The organism is Microbacterium sp. GXF6406 (assembly GCF_054798215.1).
Window position 1 is genome coordinate 67,536 of record NZ_JBSJZH010000008.1, and the last position, 18,470, is coordinate 86,005.

21 protein-coding genes and 1 riboswitch are annotated in these 18,470 nt (G+C 67.8%); of the genes, 12 read left to right on the plus strand and 9 right to left on the minus strand.

Annotated features, from left to right (window positions below; all coding sequences use genetic code 11):
• The first annotated feature begins 5 nt into the window (after window positions 1–5).
• Entirely contained in the window at window positions 6–359 is a 354-nt protein-coding gene (locus tag ACWAUG_RS06670; RefSeq protein ID WP_298041245.1) for a hypothetical protein, read from the plus strand.
• Between the two features lie 4 nt (window positions 360–363).
• On the opposite strand, the gene ACWAUG_RS06675 is transcribed toward ACWAUG_RS06670, so the two are convergent.
• Window positions 364–888 (minus strand): Lrp/AsnC family transcriptional regulator, encoded by a 525-nt coding sequence (locus ACWAUG_RS06675; protein WP_460801918.1) that lies wholly within the window; start codon window positions 886–888, stop codon window positions 364–366.
• 218 nt (window positions 889–1,106) lie between these two features.
• Between ACWAUG_RS06675 and ACWAUG_RS06680 the strand changes: the two genes are divergently transcribed.
• From ACWAUG_RS06680 to dnaB, 10 genes are all read left to right on the plus strand, one after another.
• Entirely contained in the window at window positions 1,107–2,681 is a 1,575-nt protein-coding gene (locus ACWAUG_RS06680; RefSeq protein WP_460801919.1) for an ABC transporter substrate-binding protein, read from the plus strand.
• Window positions 2,682–2,689: 8 nt separating this feature from the next.
• The gene (locus tag ACWAUG_RS06685; protein ID WP_460801920.1) at window positions 2,690–3,748 is read left to right on the plus strand and encodes an ABC transporter permease; all 1,059 of its coding nucleotides are present in this window, start codon (window positions 2,690–2,692) and stop codon (window positions 3,746–3,748) included.
• Window positions 3,745–4,662, plus strand: coding sequence for an ABC transporter permease (locus ACWAUG_RS06690; protein WP_298041251.1), 918 nt, complete (start codon window positions 3,745–3,747; stop codon window positions 4,660–4,662). Before ACWAUG_RS06685 ends, ACWAUG_RS06690 begins: the two co-directional genes overlap by 4 nt.
• Complete coding sequence (locus ACWAUG_RS06695) at window positions 4,659–5,471, plus strand: ABC transporter ATP-binding protein (RefSeq protein ID WP_298041253.1); 813 nt, start codon at window positions 4,659–4,661, stop codon at window positions 5,469–5,471. Before ACWAUG_RS06690 ends, ACWAUG_RS06695 begins: the two co-directional genes overlap by 4 nt.
• Window positions 5,464–6,303, plus strand: coding sequence for an ABC transporter ATP-binding protein (locus ACWAUG_RS06700; RefSeq protein ID WP_460801921.1), 840 nt, complete (start codon window positions 5,464–5,466; stop codon window positions 6,301–6,303). The genes ACWAUG_RS06695 and ACWAUG_RS06700 overlap by 8 nt, the downstream gene beginning before the upstream one ends.
• A gap of 158 nt (window positions 6,304–6,461) precedes the next feature.
• On the plus strand, window positions 6,462–6,830 hold the full coding sequence (gene rpsF, locus ACWAUG_RS06705; RefSeq protein ID WP_298040339.1) for a 30S ribosomal protein S6: 369 nt from the start codon (window positions 6,462–6,464) through the stop codon (window positions 6,828–6,830).
• Between the two features lie 5 nt (window positions 6,831–6,835).
• Window positions 6,836–7,348 carry a single-stranded DNA-binding protein gene (locus tag ACWAUG_RS06710; RefSeq protein WP_298040340.1) on the plus strand — a complete coding sequence of 171 codons (513 nt, stop codon included), beginning with the start codon at window positions 6,836–6,838 and terminating at the stop codon, window positions 7,346–7,348.
• A gap of 46 nt (window positions 7,349–7,394) precedes the next feature.
• Window positions 7,395–7,649: a 30S ribosomal protein S18 gene (gene rpsR, locus ACWAUG_RS06715; RefSeq protein WP_071641238.1), complete on the plus strand. Its 255-nt coding sequence runs from the start codon at window positions 7,395–7,397 to the stop codon at window positions 7,647–7,649.
• A gap of 12 nt (window positions 7,650–7,661) precedes the next feature.
• Complete coding sequence (gene rplI / locus ACWAUG_RS06720; protein WP_298040341.1) at window positions 7,662–8,114, plus strand: 50S ribosomal protein L9; 453 nt, start codon at window positions 7,662–7,664, stop codon at window positions 8,112–8,114.
• Between the two features lie 258 nt (window positions 8,115–8,372).
• Entirely contained in the window at window positions 8,373–11,183 is a 2,811-nt protein-coding gene (gene dnaB / locus ACWAUG_RS06725; RefSeq protein WP_460801922.1) for a replicative DNA helicase, read from the plus strand.
• Window positions 11,184–11,246: 63 nt separating this feature from the next.
• Here dnaB and ACWAUG_RS06730 read toward each other — a convergent pair whose 3' ends face one another.
• The 5 genes from ACWAUG_RS06730 to ACWAUG_RS06750 form a co-directional block, all read right to left on the minus strand.
• Window positions 11,247–11,621, minus strand: coding sequence for a cupredoxin domain-containing protein (locus tag ACWAUG_RS06730; protein ID WP_460801923.1), 375 nt, complete (start codon window positions 11,619–11,621; stop codon window positions 11,247–11,249).
• On the minus strand, window positions 11,618–11,839 hold the full coding sequence (locus ACWAUG_RS06735; protein WP_298040344.1) for an RNA-binding S4 domain-containing protein: 222 nt from the start codon (window positions 11,837–11,839) through the stop codon (window positions 11,618–11,620). Before ACWAUG_RS06735 ends, ACWAUG_RS06730 begins: the two co-directional genes overlap by 4 nt.
• 152 nt (window positions 11,840–11,991) lie before the next feature.
• A complete protein-coding gene (gene zapE, locus ACWAUG_RS06740; RefSeq protein ID WP_460801924.1) occupies window positions 11,992–12,990 on the minus strand; it encodes a cell division protein ZapE in 999 nt (332 codons plus the stop codon).
• On the minus strand, window positions 12,987–13,919 hold the full coding sequence (locus tag ACWAUG_RS06745; RefSeq protein ID WP_298040346.1) for a J domain-containing protein: 933 nt from the start codon (window positions 13,917–13,919) through the stop codon (window positions 12,987–12,989). The genes zapE and ACWAUG_RS06745 overlap by 4 nt, the downstream gene beginning before the upstream one ends.
• Before the next feature lie 42 nt (window positions 13,920–13,961).
• Complete coding sequence (locus tag ACWAUG_RS06750; RefSeq protein WP_460801925.1) at window positions 13,962–14,516, minus strand: TetR/AcrR family transcriptional regulator; 555 nt, start codon at window positions 14,514–14,516, stop codon at window positions 13,962–13,964.
• A 98-nt stretch (window positions 14,517–14,614) separates the two neighbouring features.
• Between ACWAUG_RS06750 and ACWAUG_RS06755 the strand changes: the two genes are divergently transcribed.
• A complete protein-coding gene (locus tag ACWAUG_RS06755; RefSeq protein WP_460801926.1) occupies window positions 14,615–15,646 on the plus strand; it encodes a hypothetical protein in 1,032 nt (343 codons plus the stop codon).
• A 54-nt stretch (window positions 15,647–15,700) separates the two neighbouring features.
• Here the strand turns inward: ACWAUG_RS06755 and pnuC are convergent, their stop codons facing one another.
• From pnuC to ACWAUG_RS06770, 3 genes are all read right to left on the minus strand, one after another.
• Window positions 15,701–16,411, minus strand: coding sequence for a nicotinamide riboside transporter PnuC (pnuC, locus tag ACWAUG_RS06760; RefSeq protein ID WP_460801927.1), 711 nt, complete (start codon window positions 16,409–16,411; stop codon window positions 15,701–15,703).
• A 66-nt stretch (window positions 16,412–16,477) separates the two neighbouring features.
• Window positions 16,478–16,606: riboswitch (FMN riboswitch) on the minus strand.
• A 52-nt stretch (window positions 16,607–16,658) separates the two neighbouring features.
• Entirely contained in the window at window positions 16,659–17,579 is a 921-nt protein-coding gene (locus ACWAUG_RS06765; RefSeq protein ID WP_460801928.1) for a DUF808 family protein, read from the minus strand.
• Window positions 17,580–17,617: 38 nt separating this feature from the next.
• Window positions 17,618–18,448 carry an SDR family NAD(P)-dependent oxidoreductase gene (locus ACWAUG_RS06770; protein WP_460801929.1) on the minus strand — a complete coding sequence of 277 codons (831 nt, stop codon included), beginning with the start codon at window positions 18,446–18,448 and terminating at the stop codon, window positions 17,618–17,620.
• Window positions 18,449–18,470: the final 22 nt, after the last annotated feature.

The window sequence follows — 18,470 nt, forward strand, 5'->3', positions numbered from 1 at the left end:
GAGGTGTGAACACGCAGACTCTCCCGTCGCTGGACGGACGCACCTTCCGCATGGTCTCCTCGACCACCTCGGCCGTGAACCCGGACGCCCCGAGCACGTTCCACTACTTCGAGAAGGACGGTGCGGTCTGGGGCGACTACACCGGTGACACGGTGACGTTCGGACGCTTCATCGGCACCCGCACGGGCGATTCGATCAGCATCCACTTCGTGCACGTACTCGTCGCCGACGGCACCGTCGTCACCGGTGCCGGCGATAGCGACATCGAGCGGGATGAGAACGGCCTGCGTCTCATCGAGCACTACGAGATGCACGGCGCGCCGCAGCTGAGCGTGTGCGCCGAGGTCCCGATCGTCTGAGGCGTCAGCGCGGGGGCAGGGGCTCCCGCGCGCCCGGGGCCGGTGTCCAGCGTGTCATGCCGAGGGTGTCGACCGGCTCCCGAGGAGGGATATCGGTGGGCAGGATGTACGGCCGTCGCACCACCTCGTCGAGGATCACCACGCTCACGACCGTGCGCACCTCGGGCAGCTGGGCGATGACGCCCGTGGAGAAGTCGTGCACCCCGCCAACATCCGTCGCACGGATCATCAGCATCGCGTCATGCTCGCCGGTCGTCACGGCGCAGTACTCGACCTCGGGCATGTGCAGAACCCGCTCGCGGAACGAGGGCCACGATTGCGGATGAACAGTGACGAACACGTGCGCGCCGATCGACAGGCCGACGCGGGCCGGATCGACGGATGCCGAGAACCCGGTGATCACACCGGATGACAGGAGCGCCTCGACGCGCGAGTACGCGTTCGCCCGGGAGATGCCGACGCGCTCGGCCAGCGCCGCCATCGACAGGCGCCCGTTCTCGCGCAGAGCGGCGAGGATTCGGTAGGCCACATCGTCCAGCGCGGGCGCACTTCGTCCAGCGGATACTGAGTCCGCGGGTCGTTCATTGGACGTATCGCCTCGCATTCCCGAAGTCTAGAGCGAAATGTTTGCGCAGATGTCGTCTCATTGGACAGATCGTCGGGCATCGTGTCAATCTGAACTCGGTCGTCCACAGCCGTCCGACCTTTCCCGAATCACTCCCTTCCCAAGGAGGGCCCATGTCATCGATGTCTCGTAAGTCACTGGTCGCGTTCGGAGCCGTCGCGCTCCTTGCCGTCACGGGCTGCTCCGGGGGGAACTCCGCCAACGGCGGCGGCAACAGCTCGGCCTCCTCGCTCGTGATCGACACCGCCTTCTCCATCGAGACCGCCGACCCGGGGCACAGCTACGACCCGACCGGAAACATGCTCGCCAAGGCGCTCTACGAGACGCTCGTCGACTTCGAGGGCTCCGACGTCTCCACGCCGATCCCGGGCCTTGCCACCTGGGAGCAGAACGACGAGGCGACCGAGTTCGTCTTCACGCTCGAGGATGGCCGCGTCTTCTCCGACGGTTCCCCCGTCGAGGCGAAGGACGTCGTCTTCTCGCTGCAGCGCATCCAGGGCATGGTCGAGGCCAAGCCCAACTTCCTCCTCACCGGCGTCACGATCGAAGAGGTCGACGACAAGACCATCCGCTTCACCACCGAAGCGCCCATGCTGCAGCTGCCCGCGATCCTCGCGAACGCCGCCCTCGGCATCCTGAACTCCGACGTCGTGATCGAGAACGGCGGCACGACCGACGGCACCGACACCGCGCAGGCCTTCCTCGACGGCACCTCCGCCGGCTCCGGACCCTTCGTGCTCGACACCCTCGACCTGTCCTCGCAGATCGTGCTCTCCCAGAACGAGGAGTACAACGGAGACGAGGCCAGCGCCTACGACCGCGTCGTCATCCGCAACGTCACCGAGTCGGCCACCCAGCTCGCCAACCTCAAGGGCGGCGACACCATGGTCGCCCTCGACCTCAACGGCGACCAGGTCGCGACGCTCGGCGACGACCTGAACGTCGACTCCGTGGCATCCGCCCAGACGATCTTCCTGCTCCTCAACCAGAGCGCTGACGTTGCCGGCGACCTCGCCAACGTCGAGATGGCCGAGGCCATCCGCTACGCGCTCGACTACGACGGCCTGCTCGAGCTCGCCGGCGCCGGCTCCGTGCAGGCGACCGGCGTCATCCCGCCCGCCTTCGAAGGCGCGCTGGATGCCGGTGTCGAGCAGGACCTCGACCGCGTAGAGGCCGCCCTCGCCGCTGCCGGCTACGACGGCCAGACCTTGAAGCTGCAGTTCCCGAACGACTACCCGGTCGGCGGCGTGGAGTTCACGCCGCTCGCGGAGCGCATCCAGGCCCAGCTCGGCGACGCCGGCATCGAGGTCGAGCTCGCCCCGGCGCCCTTCGCCAGCGAGCTCGACGCCTATGTCAACGGCACCGAGGGCTTCGGCCTGTGGTTCTGGGGGCCGGACTACGCCGATTCCGCGAACTTCCTGCCCTTCGCCCCCGGCCTGAAGGTCGGACTGCGCAGCGGTTGGGACGCCGAGGCCAACCCCGAGATCGGTGCCCTTGCGGCCGCCGCCGCCGGAGCGACCGACGTCGACGAGCGCACGGCCGCCTTCACGGCCTTCGCCGAGGCCATGCAGGCGGACGGGCCCTTCGTGCCGCTGATCGTCCCCGGCCGCAACATCGCGACAGCCGGCGACGTGACCGGCGCCGTCTACAACTCGGTGTGGGAGATCGACATCGCCGAGATCAAGCCCGCCGGCTGACCAGTCCGATGAGCACGGCCACCATCGCGCGCAGGCGCCCGACCCGCTCACCGCTGGTCGGGTACCTGCTGCGCCGCCTCGGCACCTCGATCCTGCTGCTGATCGGCGTCACGATCGTGACGTTCCTGCTCACCAACCTCGTGCCCGGAGACCCCGTCTCCGCGGCGCTGGGCGAGGGCGCGGCGCAGAACCCCGCGACGCGGGAGGCGTTCATCGCCTCCCGCGGGCTCGACAAGCCCCTGATCGTGCAGTACTTCGTCTACATGGGCAACCTGCTGCAGGGCGACCTCGGCACCTCGCTCGTGACCGGCCGCGCCGTGACCACGGATCTCGCCACGGCCGTGCCCGCCACGATCGAGATCGCCGTGTGCGCGATCATCGTCAGCCTCGCCGTCAGCCTCGTGCTCGGAACCCTCGCGGCCTATCGCCGCGGCCTGGTCACCGACCAGGTCGTTCGGGTCGTGACCCTCGTCGGGCTCAGCGTCCCGACGTTCTGGCTCGCGCTCGTCAGCTACTACTTCTTCTTCCTCGAGCTCGGCATCGCCCCCGGATCGGGACGCATCTCGCCGGCCATCACCCCGCCGCCGCGCGTCACCGGCTTCTACACGGTCGACTTCCTCCTCAACGGAGACAGCGTCGGCTTCTTCGACGCGGCGGCCCACCTGGCGCTTCCGGTCATGGTGCTCTCGCTCGTCACGATCGGACTGCTCACGCGATTCGTGCGCACCTCGGTGCTCGAAGTGCTCGACAGCGACTACGTGCGCGCCGCCCGTGCCAAGGGCCTGTCCGGCCCCCGGGTCGTGCTCGGCTACGTGCTGCGCGGCGCCTCGCTGCCGATCCTCACCGTCGTCGGCGTCGCCTTCGGATCGCTGCTGAGCGGCACCGTGCTCGTCGAGTCGGTCTTCGCCTGGCCGGGCCTGGGCACCTACGCCTACAACGCCGCCGCCAACCTCGATCTGACGGGCATCATGGGCGTCGGCCTCGTCGTCGGCGTCATCTACCTCGTCATCAACCTCGTCGTGGACCTCCTCTACGGCGTTCTGGATCCGAGAGTGAGGATCGCATGAGCGCCCTCGACGACAAGCGGGTCGCATCCCGCTGGACGATCCGCTTCCGCTGGCCGCGCGCCTGGCGCACACCGCTGGGCATCATCGGCACCGTCATCGCCCTGGCCTGGGTCATCGTCGCCTTCACGGCGCAGTGGTGGGTGCCCTTCGGCCCCAACGCCCAGGTGCTGCCGCGCCTGCAGGCGCCGGGCATCGACACCCTCATGGGCACCGACGGCACGGGCCGGGACATCTTCTCGCGCCTCATGACCGGCGCGACCGTGACGATCCCGCTCGCCCTCATGCTCGTGATCTGCGCCCTCATCATCGGAACGATCCTCGGAGCGGTCGCCGGATACTTCGGCGGCTGGGCCGACGAGGTGCTCATGCGCATCACCGACCTGTTCATGGCGTTCCCGACCGTGATCCTCGCGATGGTCATCGCCGCATCCCTCGGGCCCTCGCTCTACAACGCCGTGATCGCCGCGGTCATCGTGTCATGGCCGCAGTACGCCCGCGTCACCCGCAGCATCGTGCTGAGCCTGCGCCAGCAGAACTACGTCGTCGCCGGGCGGCTACTCGGACACTCGCCGCTGCGGAGCCTGTTCGTCGACATCCTCCCGAACATCGCCGGGCCCGTGCTCGTACTCGCGACCCTCGACATCGGAACCGCGATCCTGCTGCTGTCTGGCCTGTCGTTCCTGGGGCTGGGCGCACAGCCGCCGACGGCCGAATGGGGATCCATGATCTCGGCGGCCATGTCGAACTTCGACGCCTGGTGGCTCGGAGTCTTCCCCGGCCTCGCGATCCTCTCGGTCGTCGTCGCCTTCAACTTCATCGGCGACGCGATGCGCGACGTTCTCGACCCCACGGCCGAGATCGCCCATGAGAACCAGGCCGATCTGACGGCATCCGCGAAGGGGGCGAGCGCATGACCGCCGCATCGACCGCGCTGAGCATCGCCGATCTGCACATCTCGATCGGCCGCCCGCTCGTGCACGGCATCTCCCTCGACCTGCACCGCGGACGCGTGCAGGGCCTGGCCGGAGAATCCGGCTCGGGAAAGACGCTCACCTCGCTCGCGATCCTCGGCCTGCTGCCGCGAAAAGCGCAGACCTCCGGATCCATCCGTCTCGGCGACGACGAGCTGCTCGGGATGCCGCGCCGCGCCCTGAACCGGGTGCGGGGCAAGCGGATCGCCATGGTGTTCCAGGACCCGTCATCGTCGCTGCACCCGCAGATCACAGTCGGCAAGCAGCTGACCGATCACATGCGCGTGCACCTCGGCCTGAAGGGCAAGGAGGCCGATGCGCGGGCGATCGAGCTGCTCGAGCGCGTGCAGGTGCCGCGCCCCGAGGAGTCGCTGGGCCGCTACCCGCACCAGTTCTCCGGCGGACAGCGACAGCGCATCGCGATCGCCTGCGCCCTGGCCTGCGATCCCGACGTCCTTCTCGCGGATGAGCCCACCACGGCCCTCGACGTCACGGTTCAGGCCGGCATCCTGCACCTGCTCCGCGGGCTCGCGGTCGAACGCGACCTCGCCGTGCTCCTCGTCACCCACGACCTCGGAGTGATGAGCGCGATCGCCGACGACATCGCCGTCATGAAGGACGGGCGGATCGTCGAGCGCGCCGACCGGGCCACCCTGTTCGCCCACCCGCAGCACGAATACACCCGCACGCTGCTCGCGGCGCTGCCCGGCTCGCGCCTGGCCGCCGAGACCGAAGGAGACGACGATGAGTGACGCGTTCGTCCTCGACGCGCAGGGTGTGACCGTGCGCTATCCCGGGAACCCTCCTGTGGTCGCCGTCGACGACGTCTCGGTGCACGTCGCCGCAGGCGAAACCGTGGCGCTGGTGGGAGAGTCCGGCAGCGGAAAGTCGTCGCTGGCACGCGCCGCCGCCGGCATCGAGAAGATCGTCGCCGGAGATGTGCGCTTCGATGGCCGCCCCGTGACGCCGATGGGGATTCGCCGCCGACCCGTCGAGCTCACCGGCATCCAGATGGTGTTCCAGGACCCCTCTACCTCGCTCAATCCGCGCCGGCGGATCGGCGACCAGATCGCCGACGGCATCCGCACGGCGCTCGACCGCGGGGACGAAGGATCCCGTGTCGAGGAATGGCTCGAGCGCGTGGGGCTGAACCCGGCGTGGACAACCCGCTTCCCGCACCAGTTCTCCGGAGGGCAGAAGCAGCGCATCGCCATCGCCCGCGCCCTCGCCGCGCGGCCCCGCCTGCTCATCGCCGACGAACCGATCTCCGCTCTGGACGCATCGACCCAGACGAGCGTCGCCGCCCTCATGCGCGACCTCGTCGCCGAGGTCGGCGCCGGCATGCTGTTCATCTCGCACGACCTCGCGGTCGTGCGCCGCATCGCGGACCGCACCCTCGTCATGTACGCCGGTCGCGTGCTCGAATCCGGTGTGACGTCCGAGCTGTGGGAGGACCCGCGTCATCCGTACACGCGTTCGCTGCTCGCAGCGATCCCCGAACCCGATGGGCTCGGACGGATCCCCGCCGCACCGTCGGCGGAGGACCGTGCATCGTGGGGGAACGTTCCGCCGATCGTGCGCTGATTCATCACGAACGTCGCGACACGCCCGCCGTTTCCGCTAGACTGTTGTGGTTGTCTGCCTATCGATCCGCATCCGGCGGTGAGAGAGCAGGCACGTGCACACACCCTCCTGCTCCCGGGAAAGTCCCGGAAGCCGTTAAGTCCGAAGGAGGTGGGTAAGTGACGCACCAGTACGAACTCATGGTCATTCTGAACCCTGAGATCGACGAGCGCCAGGTCGCACCCACGCTCGACAAGTTCCTGAAGGTCATCACCAACGATGGTGGCTCGATCGACAACGTCGACGTCTGGGGCAAGCGCCGTCTTGCATACGAGATCCAGAAGAAGACCGAGGGCCTCTACGCCGTCGTCAACTTCACCGCGACGAGCGAGGCCACTGCCGAGCTCGACCGCCAGCTGAAGCTGAACGAGCAGATCATGCGCACCAAGGTCCTGCGCGCCGAAGAGGCACAGGCCATGATCGCTTCGGAGGCCAAGCGCTCCGAGGAGAAGGCTGCCCGCAAGGCCGCCAAGGCTGCGAAGGCCTAAGACTCATGGCAGGCGAAACCGTCATCACCGTGGTGGGAAACCTCACGGCCGACCCCGAACTGCGTTACACGCAGAACGGGCTGCCGGTGGCGAACTTCACCATCGCATCGACCCCGCGAACCTTCGACCGTCAGGCGAACGAGTGGAAGGACGGCGAAGCGCTGTTCCTCCGTGCGTCCGTGTGGCGCGAGTTCGCCGAGCACGTGGCGGGTTCTCTGACGAAGGGCATGCGTGTTGTCGCGCAGGGCCGTCTGCGTCAGCGCTCCTACCAGGACCGTGAGGGCAACAACCGCACGGCCATCGAGCTCGAGATCGACGAGATCGGCCCGTCGCTGCGCTACGCGACCGCACAGGTCACGCGCGCAGCATCCGGCGGAGCCGGTGGCGGCGGTGGGCAGCGTCCCGCGCAGCAGCCGCAGCAGCAGGTGTCGGAGGAGCCGTGGTCCACGCCCGGTTCGTCGACCAGCGCTGATGCCTGGAGCACTCCGGGCAGCTTCGGCGACGACACGCCTTTCTAAACAACTTCTGGATGCGACAGCATCCGCTCATTCATAAGGAAAAACCATGGCTGGAAAGTCGAGCGGCGACCGCCGCAAGCCGCGGAAGGGTGGCAAGCCCACCGCTCCCGCGAAGTCGATCCGGGTTGGCGTCATTGACTACAAGGACGTCGCCACGCTTCGCAAGTTCATCTCGGAGCGCGGGAAGATCCGCGCCCGTCGTATCACCGGAGTCTCGGTTCAGGAGCAGCGTCTGATCGCCAAGGCGATCAAGAACGCACGCGAGATGGCACTCCTGCCCTACGCCGGCGCTGGCCGCTAAGGGGTACCGATAATGGCAAAGCTGATTCTCACGAACGAAGTTTCCGGGCTCGGAAGCGCCGGTGACGTTGTCGAGGTCAAGAACGGGTACGCCCGCAACTACCTCATCCCCCAGGGCTTCGCTACGGCGTGGACCCGTGGTGGCGCCAAGCAGGTCGAGTCGATCCAGGCGGCCCGCAAGGCCCGTGCGATCCACGACCGCGAAGAGGCACTGGCTCTCAAGACGTCCATCGAGGACGTCAAGGTCCGCCTCACGGTCAAGGCCGGCAACGGCGGCCGTCTGTTCGGTTCGGTCAAGACCGACCACATCGCAGACGCCGTCGAGGCTGCAGGTCTCGGCAAGATCGACAAGCGCAAGGTGACCATCACCTCGCCGATCAAGTCGACCGGCATCCACGAGGCCACCGTGCGCGTGCACGACGACCTCGTCGCCGTCATCACCCTCCAGGTCGTCGCCGCGAAGTAATTCCGCGACGCCTGTCAGAAGCCCTCCGCCCTTCGGGGCGGGGGGCTTTCTGTGTGCTGAGCCCTCCTTTTTTGACCGTGCGGGCGAGCATCAAACGGGAAGCGACCCCAAAAGTCAAGACTTGACTTCTCCCCAGGTCAGCCGCGTTACCCACAGGTGGGCAAACCTTCAATCTCACATTGAAGTCGTTAGCCATCCACAGGGTGTGAAAAATCAAAAGCCGAGGTCATGGTCGATATCTGCATCACTAATTTTCTGATGCCACAGGGTTATCCACACCTGTTCTACACAGACACTCCATGGTTTTCCGCACCCTCTCCACAGAGTTATCCACAGGCTGGTTTGCGGGGGTGGGGACCCGCTCGTAGCGTGAGAGAGCGACGCGATGTCTGTGGTGCGTGGTTTGCTGGGCGCAACCGCGAAGAACGTCACCATCGCACGGCACAGGGAAGGGCATCCCCGTGCCGGATCAGCATTCATTGCACCGGAAGGAGCACCGTGTCGATTGCCGACATCTCAGAGGAACGCCTCGGCGGTCAGCGCAAGCCCGAGCGGACTCCGCCGCATGACCTCCTCGCCGAGCAGAGTGCCCTGGGGGGCATGCTCCTGTCGAAGGATGCCGTCGCCGATGTGATCGAGTCGCTCAAGGGCGCGGACTTCTACATCCCCAAGCACGAGCTCATCTTCGAGGCGATCCTGTCGCTCTACTCGCACGGAGAGCCCACCGATGTCGTCGCCGTCACCGACGAGCTCATCAAGACGGGCGAGCTCGGGCGTGCGGGCGGTGCCGACTATCTGCACACGCTCACCTCGATCGTGCCGACCGCGGCGAATGCCGGCTACTACGCCGGCATCGTCTCCGAGCGGGCGATCCTGCGCCGCCTCGTCGACGCCGGAACCCGCATCGTCCAGATCGGCTACGACGGCCAGGGCGACGCCACCGACCTCGTCAACAACGCCCAGGCCGAGATCTACGCGATCACCGGCAATGACGCCGTCGAAGACTACGTGCCCCTGACGATCGCCGTCGACGCGGCCCTCGAGGAGATCGAGGCCGCCAGCGGTCGCGACGGATCGATGACGGGTGTGCCGACCGGCTTCAAGGAGCTCGACGAGCTCACCAACGGCCTCCACGGCGGTCAGATGATCGTCGTCGCAGCGCGACCTGCTATGGGTAAGGCGCTCGCGCTCGACACCCCCCTGGCGACGCCGACCGGCTGGACCACGATGGGTGAGGTCGCGGTCGGTGACGAGCTCTTCGATGCAGACGGTCGACCGACCCGCGTGGTGGCCGCAACCGAGGTCATGACGGGTCGCCCCTGCTACGAGATCGAGTTCTCGGATGGCACGACGATCATCGCGGATGCCGAGCACCAGTGGGTGACCGAGACGCGGGCCACGCGCCGATCAGCGGCCGGCGGGTCCGTCACGGTCACCACCGAGCAGATGCTCGCGACGCTCACCGTCGGCTCTGACGAGCGTGCCAACCACTCGATTCGCAACGCCGGTGCGCTGCGGACGGCCGACGCACAGCTGCCGGTCCCGCCCTATGCGCTGGGTGCGTGGCTCGGCGACGGGCACTCCGATGGTGCACGCCTGACGAGTGAGACTGATGAGATCCCGTCGTACATCGCGCAGGAGGGCCTGCGGGTCGAGTCGCGCGGCGGAATGCTCTACGCCGTCAAGCTGCCCGCACGCACGGTGCTCATCCGTGACTGCGAGGTCTGCGGTGCGGAGTTCATCGCCCGCCACCCGCACGTGCGCACATGCGGGCGTACCTGCGGCCCGAAGAACAAGGGCGCTCATCCCGAGCGACTGACCTGCCCCGAATGCGGTGAGGCGTTCTCCGGTGAGGCGCAGCGCTGCGCGAGCTGCCACCGCGGCCATGGTTCGTTCACGGCGCTTCTGCGCAGCGCCGGCGTACTCGGCGACAAGCACATCCCGGCCGACTATCTGCGGGCATCCGTCGCTCAGCGGCGTGCCCTGCTCGCCGGCCTCATGGACACCGATGGCACCGTTGTGCGCGGTGTCGGCTCCTGCCAGTTCGCGGTGACCAGCAAGCGCCTCGCCGATTCGGTGTACGAACTCATCGTCAGCCTCGGCTACAAGTGCGGACGTACGACCAAGCGGGTCGCGGGTCGCACCGAAGAGTCGTCGACCTGCTACATCCTGAACTTCTCGACGGTTGATGATGTTTTCCGCCTTGAGCGCAAGCGTGCGCTGCACGCCGCCGAGCGGCCGGTCAACGAGGTGCGCATCGGCCGCCGCTTCGTCAAGGCGATTCGTCCGATCGACAGCGTTCCTGTTCGCTGCGTTCAGGTCGACAACGTCGATCACCTGTATCTCGCCGGCACCTCGATGGTGCCCACCCACAACTCGACGCTCGCCCTCGACTTCGCGCGTGCGGCCTCGATCGGCAACAACATGCCGTCGGTGTTCTTCTCGCTTGAAATGGGTCGCAGCGAGATCGCCATGCGTCTGCTGAGCGCCGAGGGCGCCATCCCCCTGCAGAACATGCGCAAGGGAACCCTCGACCCGCGCGACTGGACCACGGTCGCATCCACGCGCGGCCGCATTAACGACGCTCCGCTCTACATCGACGACAGCCCGAACATGACGCTCGTCGAGATCCGCGCCAAGTGCCGTCGACTCAAGCAGCGCGTCGGCCTCAAGATGGTCATCATCGACTACCTGCAGCTCATGACGAGCGGTAAGCGCGTCGAGTCGCGTCAGCAGGAGGTCTCGGAGTTCTCCCGTGCCCTGAAGCTGCTCGCAAAGGAGCTCCAGGTGCCCGTGATCGCGCTCAGCCAGCTGAACCGTGGTTCGGAGCAGCGCACCGACAAGAAGCCCCAGGTGAGCGACCTGCGAGAGTCCGGCTCGATCGAGCAGGACGCCGACATGGTCATCCTGCTGCACCGCGATTCCGTCTACGACAAGGACGTGCGCCCGGGCGAGGCCGACCTCATCGTCGCCAAGCACCGTAACGGTCCGACCGCGACCATCCAGGTCGCGTTCCAGGGCCACTACTCGCGCTTCGCCGACATGGCCCCGGGCGGGGACTTCAACTGACCCGAGCCTGCTCGTGCGTCCGGTCGGCTTCTCGATGAAGCACTCCGGCGCGCGGGCCTGTGCCTACTCGATGACCTGAACCGTGAGCTCCATGCCCATGGCGCGGTGGTTGCCGACCGAGCACCAGCCGTCGATGTCGGCGGATATGACACCGACCTCCATCACATGGCTCTCGCCCGGAGCGAGATGCCCGGTCTCGAGACCCGTCGCGAGCACGAGATCATGCATGTCGGTGCCGGTGTTCTCGAACGTGATGACGAGCTCGTCGCCGGCGGGCACCTCGATGACATCGGGGATGAAGTGCATGCCCTGCACGGTCACCGTGACCTCGGTCACATCGCCCGTGGGCGTCACGGCGGGTTCTGCGGAGCATCCGGTGACGGCGATAAGGGCCAGGGCGCCGAACAACGCGCCGGCCGCGCGCCAGCGGCCGGTCACGGCTTCACGCGGGCGCTGCGGCCCTCGAACGCGACGACGTCGCCGTCGTGCAGCTGGCGACCCCGGCGGCGCTCGTCCTCGCCGTTGACCGACACGAAGCCATCGATGATGACCTCCTTGGCGTCACCGCCGGAATCGAGCAGCCCCGAGAACTTCAGGAACTGGCCGAGGCGGATCATCTCGCCGCCGATCGAGACGTCTTCGATGTGTTCAGTCACCCTTCGATGCTATCCCGCGGGGTCCGGGCCCCGGAGGCCCCGACACCTGTCAGTCCAGAAGACAGATGTCGGTGCAGATCGGCCGAATGGCCCGACATCCGTCATTTCGGCAGACAAGTGTCGGGGCAGGGGAGGGGCCGAGCCGGCCGGCGTCACCGCCGGACGAGCTGCAGCCGGCTCACCATACGGAACGCGTCGGGGCGCCGGTTCGTGCCGGCGAGGAACTCGTCGAGCGGATGCTGCGACACGAACGTCGTCGGCACCTCGAGGTCGGCGAGCACGTCGACGACGTTGATGAAGCGCTGCTGGGCCTGCGGGTCGGCATCGGCGAAGACGGGCAGGTCGGTGATGACCCAGCGCGGATGCCGCTGCGCCCACTCCAGGTATTCGATCGTGGCCGTCGGGGTTTCGCAGAGCTGCGCGAACGTGACCCACAGGGCGTCGTCGCGGATCGCGCGCACGGCGAAATCGCGCCCGTTGACGATGGAGGTCTCCGTGGCGTCGGCGGCCGGGGCCTCCGTCGGCTCGATCGTCGTCCACGCGCCGGAGGCGAAGCCGCGCGGCGCAGTCCGCGCCACCCCGCGGTAGTCGGTGGCGCCCGCGAGTTCGAACGTCGCCATGTTCTCGGTGATCAGGGCGATGCCGTTCTCGAACAGGTGGTGCCAGAGCGGATCGGGCAGGAGGTCGGAGGGAGCATAGTTCGAGGTGATGATGACCGAGACGCCGCGTGAGAAGACGTGTGCGAGAAGGAGAGTCAGAAGGCGCGCGTCGCCGGCGTCGTGCACATGGAACTCGTCGAAGAACAGCAGGCGGGAATCGCCGACGGCATCCGCGATTGCCTGGGCGACGGCATCCTCGTTCTCGTCGCGGTCCGGCGCGGTGCGCCGCCGATGGATGCTGCGATGCAGCTCCGCGAGGAAGCCGTGGAAGTGCACCCGGGTCTTGCGCGACGTCGGAACCGCGTCGAAGAACGCATTCGTGACCCACGACTTGCCGCGTCCGGCGGGGCCGTGCACGAACAGGCTCGTATCGGTGCGCACGGCGTGCGCGAGAGCGCGCACGAGCTCGATCTGGCGCTCGTCGAGGGAGAACCCGGTATCCGTGGCGCGCGTCTCGATGCGCTTGAGGATGCGACCGGTCGAAGCCCTCACACGAACCGCACGGTCTGCTGCAGGCGCGTGCGCACGTCGAAGAGCTCATTACCGCCGATGTCGCGCGCGCCCGGAACTCCCCGGCGCAGCACGGTCGACAGGGCGCTGCGGCGCACCACGACGACGGGCAGGCCCTTCACACGACCGAGTTCGGTGATGGCCTGATCGAGGTCGTCATCGGGGAGCACGACGATCGCCCCGCCGAACTTCACCCGTGCCGCTTTCGCGATGACGCGCATGCGGGAGAGCAGGTCGGAGACGGGGGAGGCGTCGACCGCCTTGCCGATGATCTCGCCGCGCCGGAAGCGCACGACCTCGTCGAAGTCCTCCGACATGACGCCGTACAGGCCCGAGGGGCTCAGCACGACGTGGTCGATCTTCGCGGGGTCGTTGGCCCGTCCGCCGGTACCGGCGGCGACGTCGTGCCAGACGGTGAATCCCATGCCGAGGTCGGAGATCGTGCGGGCGGTGGACTCTTCGGCGAGAGCGTCGGCGAGCAGGCGCCGCACCTCGCGGGGCGCCGAGCGCACGAGCGCCGGGTCATAGGGATCGGCGAGCTCGACGCCGTGGCCGGCCCACTCTCGCATCAGCGTCAGATAGCGCTCGCGTCGCCATCCTCCCGGATGGCCGTAGGAGCGGGCCCGCGGCCGGGTATCTGCCGGCGGTCGGGGCGGCTGCCAGCCATCCCAGGCGGGTTCATCGGATGCTGCGCCGAACCCGTGCCCGCGGTCGTACACGGCACGCGCCTCGGCGGTTCCGACGAGCTCCCACGCTCGTTGCACGCGGATGAAGTCGGCGGCATCGCCCCCGGCATCCGGATGCGTCTGACGCAGGCGCAGGCGGAAGGCTCGCTTGATCTCGTCATCGGTGGCGGAGGGGTCGACGCCGAGCACCTCGTAGGCGGAGGCGGAGAGCGGACTGTCGAACATCACTGACCATTCTCGCCCGTCTGCGGGCCTGTCGGCGCCGGTTCAGCACGCGGGGCGGCTCCAGGCGAGGAAGGCGTCGACGAGGTTCTTCTGCACGGACGGCGCGGCGCGGCGGATCGCGTCGGGCTGCGGGCGGGTGACGGTCGCAACGGCGACGATCGTGCCGAGCGCATCGACCCGATCGTGAACGATGCCGGCCGTGTGCAGGTCGGAGAGCAACCCGTCGAGTGCGCTGACGGCACGGCTCTGAATCGTGCGCAACTCTGCCGCATCGCCCTGCGATGACCCGACGGCATCTGTGAGGGCGCCGAGGTCCATCTCGACGAGGGCGTGCACCAGGGCGGACCAGGCTGTGGCGGCATCGGCCGCGCGGGCATCGTGCGCAGCATCCACCGCTCGGCAGATCTCGTCGACGATGTCGATGGCTACGGCGTGGGCGAGTTCCTCCCGGGAGGGGAAGTTTCGGTAGAGGGTCGCGATGCCGACACCGCTGTGCGCGGCGATCGTCTCGAGGGCGAGCCCGTCGCCGTGTTCGGCGAACAGCTTGCGGGCCGTCGTCACGATCGTCTCTCGTCGCCGCAGGGCATCTGCTCGCACGCGTTCTCCTCGTCTCGGGTTGACAACCATCTTAAACCGGAGGAAAATCATCCGCATAGTAAGTGGAGGAAAGTCCTCCACTGTGAAGGGTCCACGCGATGTCCGACACGAGCGCACCGAAACCCCGCCTCCACCCCGGCTTCCTCTGGGGCGGGCTCATCATCGGGCTCTCGGCCATCCTCATCGGACTGCTGTCGCTGTTCATCCTCCCGTCGCTGCACTCCGGCGCCCGCGACGTCGCGCTCGGCATCGTCGCCGAGCAGCAGACGACCGACACCATCGAGCAGACCCTCACAGCCGAAGCCCCCGACGCCTTCGATCTCGCCTCCTACGACTCGGCCGACGACCTCGCCCGGGCCATCGAGGAGCGCGAGGTCACCGGCGGCTTCGTCATCGACGCCTCTGGGATGCAGGTGCTGACCGCCAGCGCCGGATCGACCGCAGTCTCGGCCACGATCTCCGCCACCGGAACGGCGATCGCCGCGAACCTCGGCGTCGAGGCCCAGGTCACCGACGTCGTGCCGCTGCCCGATGCCGACCCCAGCGGCGTCGGCATCGGCGGCCTCGCCTTCCCGCTCGTCTTCGGCGGCATCGTCCCCGCCGTCGCCTTCCGCTCACTGCTCCCCGGCCGTCGCGGCTGGATCCTCAGCGGCCTGCTCGGCTTCTCCGCCGTCGGCGGACTCATCGTCGCCGGCGTCCTCGCCCTCATGTTCGGCAGCATCGCCACCAGCGCCATCGTGCCCGTCGCCGCCGGCGTCGCCCTCGGCATCGCCGCCCTCGCCCTGCCCCTCGCCGGACTCTTCGAATGCTTCGGCGGCAAGGGCTTCACGATCGCCGCCATGCTCATGATGTTCGTCGGCAACCCGTTCGCCGGCATCTCCACCGGTGCCCAGTGGCTGCCGGCCGGCGTCGGCCTGATCGGACAGCTCCTTCCCCCGGGAGCAGCCGGAACCCTCGTGCGCTCGCTCGCCTACTTCGGCGGGGCGGGTGGGGGAGCGGCCGCGCTCACCCTCTCCATCTGGGTGATCGCCGGTCTCGCCCTCTGGTTCGCCGGCCCCGCGATCCGACGCGCAAAATCAACCGCCGCCGTCATCGAAGCGGACGCGGCTGAACCGGTTGTCGCAGCCTGAGACAGCGGTCGCCTGATGAGTCGGATGCCGCGGCGCGCAGCCGCGGCATCCGACTCATCGTTCGTCTGACGAAGAAATCCGAGGATCCGGCATGATCGTGTCGATCGTCGGCTTGGTGCCCGCCTGCGCCCGCCACCACACGACGAAACCGATCGCCGTGAACACGCCGTAGAAGACGTACATGAAACCGGTCGCGTAGTAGCCGGCGCTGAACAGCAGCGGCACGCCGACGACATCGACCGCGATCCAGATCAGCCAGAACTCCGTCCAGCCCTTCGCCATGCCGTACGTCGCCAGCAGCGAACCGACGAAGGTCCAAGCATCCGCCCACACCGGCTCGTATGAGCCGAGCACTCGGAACAGGGGAGTGAGGGCGACCGTCCCCGCCACCAGCACGACGACCAGGCCGATCCGGGCACCGTTCGGCGCCCACCGCGGACTCACCTGCCCGCTGTCATCGCGCGCCTGACGCCACCGCCGCCAGCCGTAAACAGCGACAGCGATGAACATCACCTGACGCCCCGCCTGGCCGAGCAGGTTCGGCAGCGAATGATCGGGGTTCAGGATCGTGCCGAGGAACACCGTCAACAGCAGAAGGTTGCCGATGATGCCCACCGGCCACGCCCACACCTTCCGGCGCATGCCGCCGAGCGCGCTCAGCAGGCCGAAGACGTTGCCGACCACCTCGCGGATCAGCAGGCTCTGCCCGCCCGGGAGCACCCAGTGCGAATTGAAGGCGTCGACGATGAAACGCAGGAATTCCAAGTTCTCTCCTCTCGGTCGTAGCTGCCGAGGGAAGAGGACGCCATGCGCGTCGCCGCGCACGGGTCACTCGTGCTTCTCCCATCCAGACTGTGACTGTCGGTACCGGAGTTCCACCGGTTCAACCTCGGCCCGTGAGGGCCTCGGGTCGCGGACTATGACCGCCGGTTCGGAATTTCACCGACCCCGGAGCACGTGTGTGTTCACGGGCAATGCTACTCCTGCAGCCCGTGGGCTCCGCCGCGTCGGCTCAGTGGGCCGCGACCTTCGCGGGGGACTCGCCGCCCTCGGTGAAGCTCGGGCGCTTGCCGATCATCCGTCCGATGAGCAGCACGACACCGACCACGACGAGCCCGACCGCGAGCCCGGCGATCGCGGAGACGATCGTCTCGCCGATCCAGGCGATGACGGCGCCGGCGGGGGCCAGCGCATCGTGGACGCCGTGCAGCATGTCGCTGAAGAGCACCAGCCCGACCTCGCCGAGGTTCGCGAGCAGCAGGTGCCCTCCGACCCAGAGCATCGCGACGGTGCCGACGACGCTGATCACACGGAACACCGCGGGCATCGAGCGAACGATCCGGGCGCCGGTGTGCCTGACCCGCTTCGATTCGTTCTTCGCCATCTTCAGGCCGATGTCGTCGATCTTCACGAGCAGCGCGACGGCGCCGTAGACGATGAAGGTCATGAGCAGGGCGATGACGGCGAGCACGGCGAGCGTCTGGCCCATGCTGAGCCCCTTGTCGAGGTTCGACAGCGAGATGAGCATGATCTCGGTCGACAGGATCAGATCGGTGCGGATCGCGCCGAAGACGAGCTTGTTCTCGTTGCGCGCGCCGCCCTCCTCATGCCCGTGGTGCAGGCCGAACCACTCGAGCACCTTCTCGGCGCCCTCGAAGCAGAGGTAGGTTCCGCCGATGATCAGCAGGAACGGCAGCACCCAGGGGGCGAAGGCGGTCAGCAGCAGCGCGATCGGGATGATGATGACGAACTTGTTGACGAGTGATCCGAGTGTGATCTTGCCCACGACCGGCAGCTCTCGGGCGGGGGAGATGCCCTGCACGTATTGCGGGGTGACGGCGGCGTCGTCGATCACGACGCCGGCGGATTTCGCGGAGGCCTTCAGCGCTGCGCTGAGGATGTCGTCGACGACGGCGAGCAGACCAACGGACATGCGTCCTCCTCAGGGGCGGAGAGTTCAGGGAAGCAAGACTACTGGCGTCCGGTGAACTCATCCATCGAGGAGTACACGTGGAAGACGCGGTCGGCGACGACGTCCCAGGCGCGCGTGGGCAGGATGCCGCGCAGCGCCATCGACAGCTTCACCGTCCAGGGTCGCAGCACCATGGGTGTTCCGCGCAGCATCCCGTTCCAGGCCGCCTTCGTCGCGCGGCGCGGGGTCATGATCGGGGTCAGCAGCGGGCCGCGGGCGCCCTCGAACATGCCGGTGGAGATGTAGCTCGGGCAGAAGGTCGTCACGGAGATGTGCCGGTAGTCGTGGGCGGCGAGCTCCAGGCGCATGGATTCGCTCCAGCCGATCATGGCCCACTTGGATGCCGCGTACACGCTCATATTGGGGTTGGCGAGGGTTCCGGCGGCGGAGGCGATGTTCAGGATGCGCTTGGGGCGGGAGGCGTCGGCGATCATATCGGGCAGCACTTCGCGGGTCAGCCACATCGCGGCCAGCGTGTTGACGCGCATGGTGCCCTCGATATCGCGCACGGGGTCGTGCTCCCAGAAGGGGGCGCCGCGCACGATGCCGGCGTTGTTGATCAGGATGTCGGGTGAGCCGAAGTCGGTGCGCACACGCTCGAGGCCGGCGACGATCTCCTCGTGGCGCGAGATGTCGACGCGGTAGGCGCGCACGCCGACGCCGGAGCGGGAGAGGTCCGCGGCGAGGGCTTTCGCGGCATCCTCATCGATGTCCCAGAGGGCGACGGCGCGGGCGCCGGCGGAGACGGCACGGCGAGCGTAGAGATCGCCCATGCCGCGTGCGGCACCGGTGATGAGGACCAGGGCATCGGTGATCGAATTCGCAGCCATGATGCCACCGTATGGCACCCCG

Bases quoted from the DNA above. Each gene is read 5' to 3' on its own strand.
- ACWAUG_RS06680 (WP_460801919.1), top strand. From the start codon at position 1,107: ATGTCTCGTAAGTCACTGGTCGCGTTCGGAGCCGTCGCGCTCCTTGCC.
- ACWAUG_RS06765 (WP_460801928.1), bottom strand. From the start codon at position 17,579: ATGTCCGTTGGTCTGCTCGCCGTCGTCGACGACATCCTCAGCGCAGCG.
- ACWAUG_RS06770 (WP_460801929.1), bottom strand. From the start codon at position 18,448: ATGGCTGCGAATTCGATCACCGATGCCCTGGTCCTCATCACCGGTGCC.
- ACWAUG_RS06700 (WP_460801921.1), top strand. From the start codon at position 5,464: ATGAGTGACGCGTTCGTCCTCGACGCGCAGGGTGTGACCGTGCGCTAT.
- ACWAUG_RS06695 (WP_298041253.1), top strand. From the start codon at position 4,659: ATGACCGCCGCATCGACCGCGCTGAGCATCGCCGATCTGCACATCTCG.
- dnaB (WP_460801922.1), top strand. From the start codon at position 8,373: ATGCCACAGGGTTATCCACACCTGTTCTACACAGACACTCCATGGTTT.
- ACWAUG_RS06745 (WP_298040346.1), bottom strand. From the start codon at position 13,919: ATGTTCGACAGTCCGCTCTCCGCCTCCGCCTACGAGGTGCTCGGCGTC.
- rplI (WP_298040341.1), top strand. From the start codon at position 7,662: ATGGCAAAGCTGATTCTCACGAACGAAGTTTCCGGGCTCGGAAGCGCC.
- ACWAUG_RS06685 (WP_460801920.1), top strand. From the start codon at position 2,690: ATGAGCACGGCCACCATCGCGCGCAGGCGCCCGACCCGCTCACCGCTG.
- ACWAUG_RS06690 (WP_298041251.1), top strand. From the start codon at position 3,745: ATGAGCGCCCTCGACGACAAGCGGGTCGCATCCCGCTGGACGATCCGC.
- ACWAUG_RS06710 (WP_298040340.1), top strand. From the start codon at position 6,836: ATGGCAGGCGAAACCGTCATCACCGTGGTGGGAAACCTCACGGCCGAC.
- rpsR (WP_071641238.1), top strand. From the start codon at position 7,395: ATGGCTGGAAAGTCGAGCGGCGACCGCCGCAAGCCGCGGAAGGGTGGC.
- ACWAUG_RS06755 (WP_460801926.1), top strand. From the start codon at position 14,615: ATGTCCGACACGAGCGCACCGAAACCCCGCCTCCACCCCGGCTTCCTC.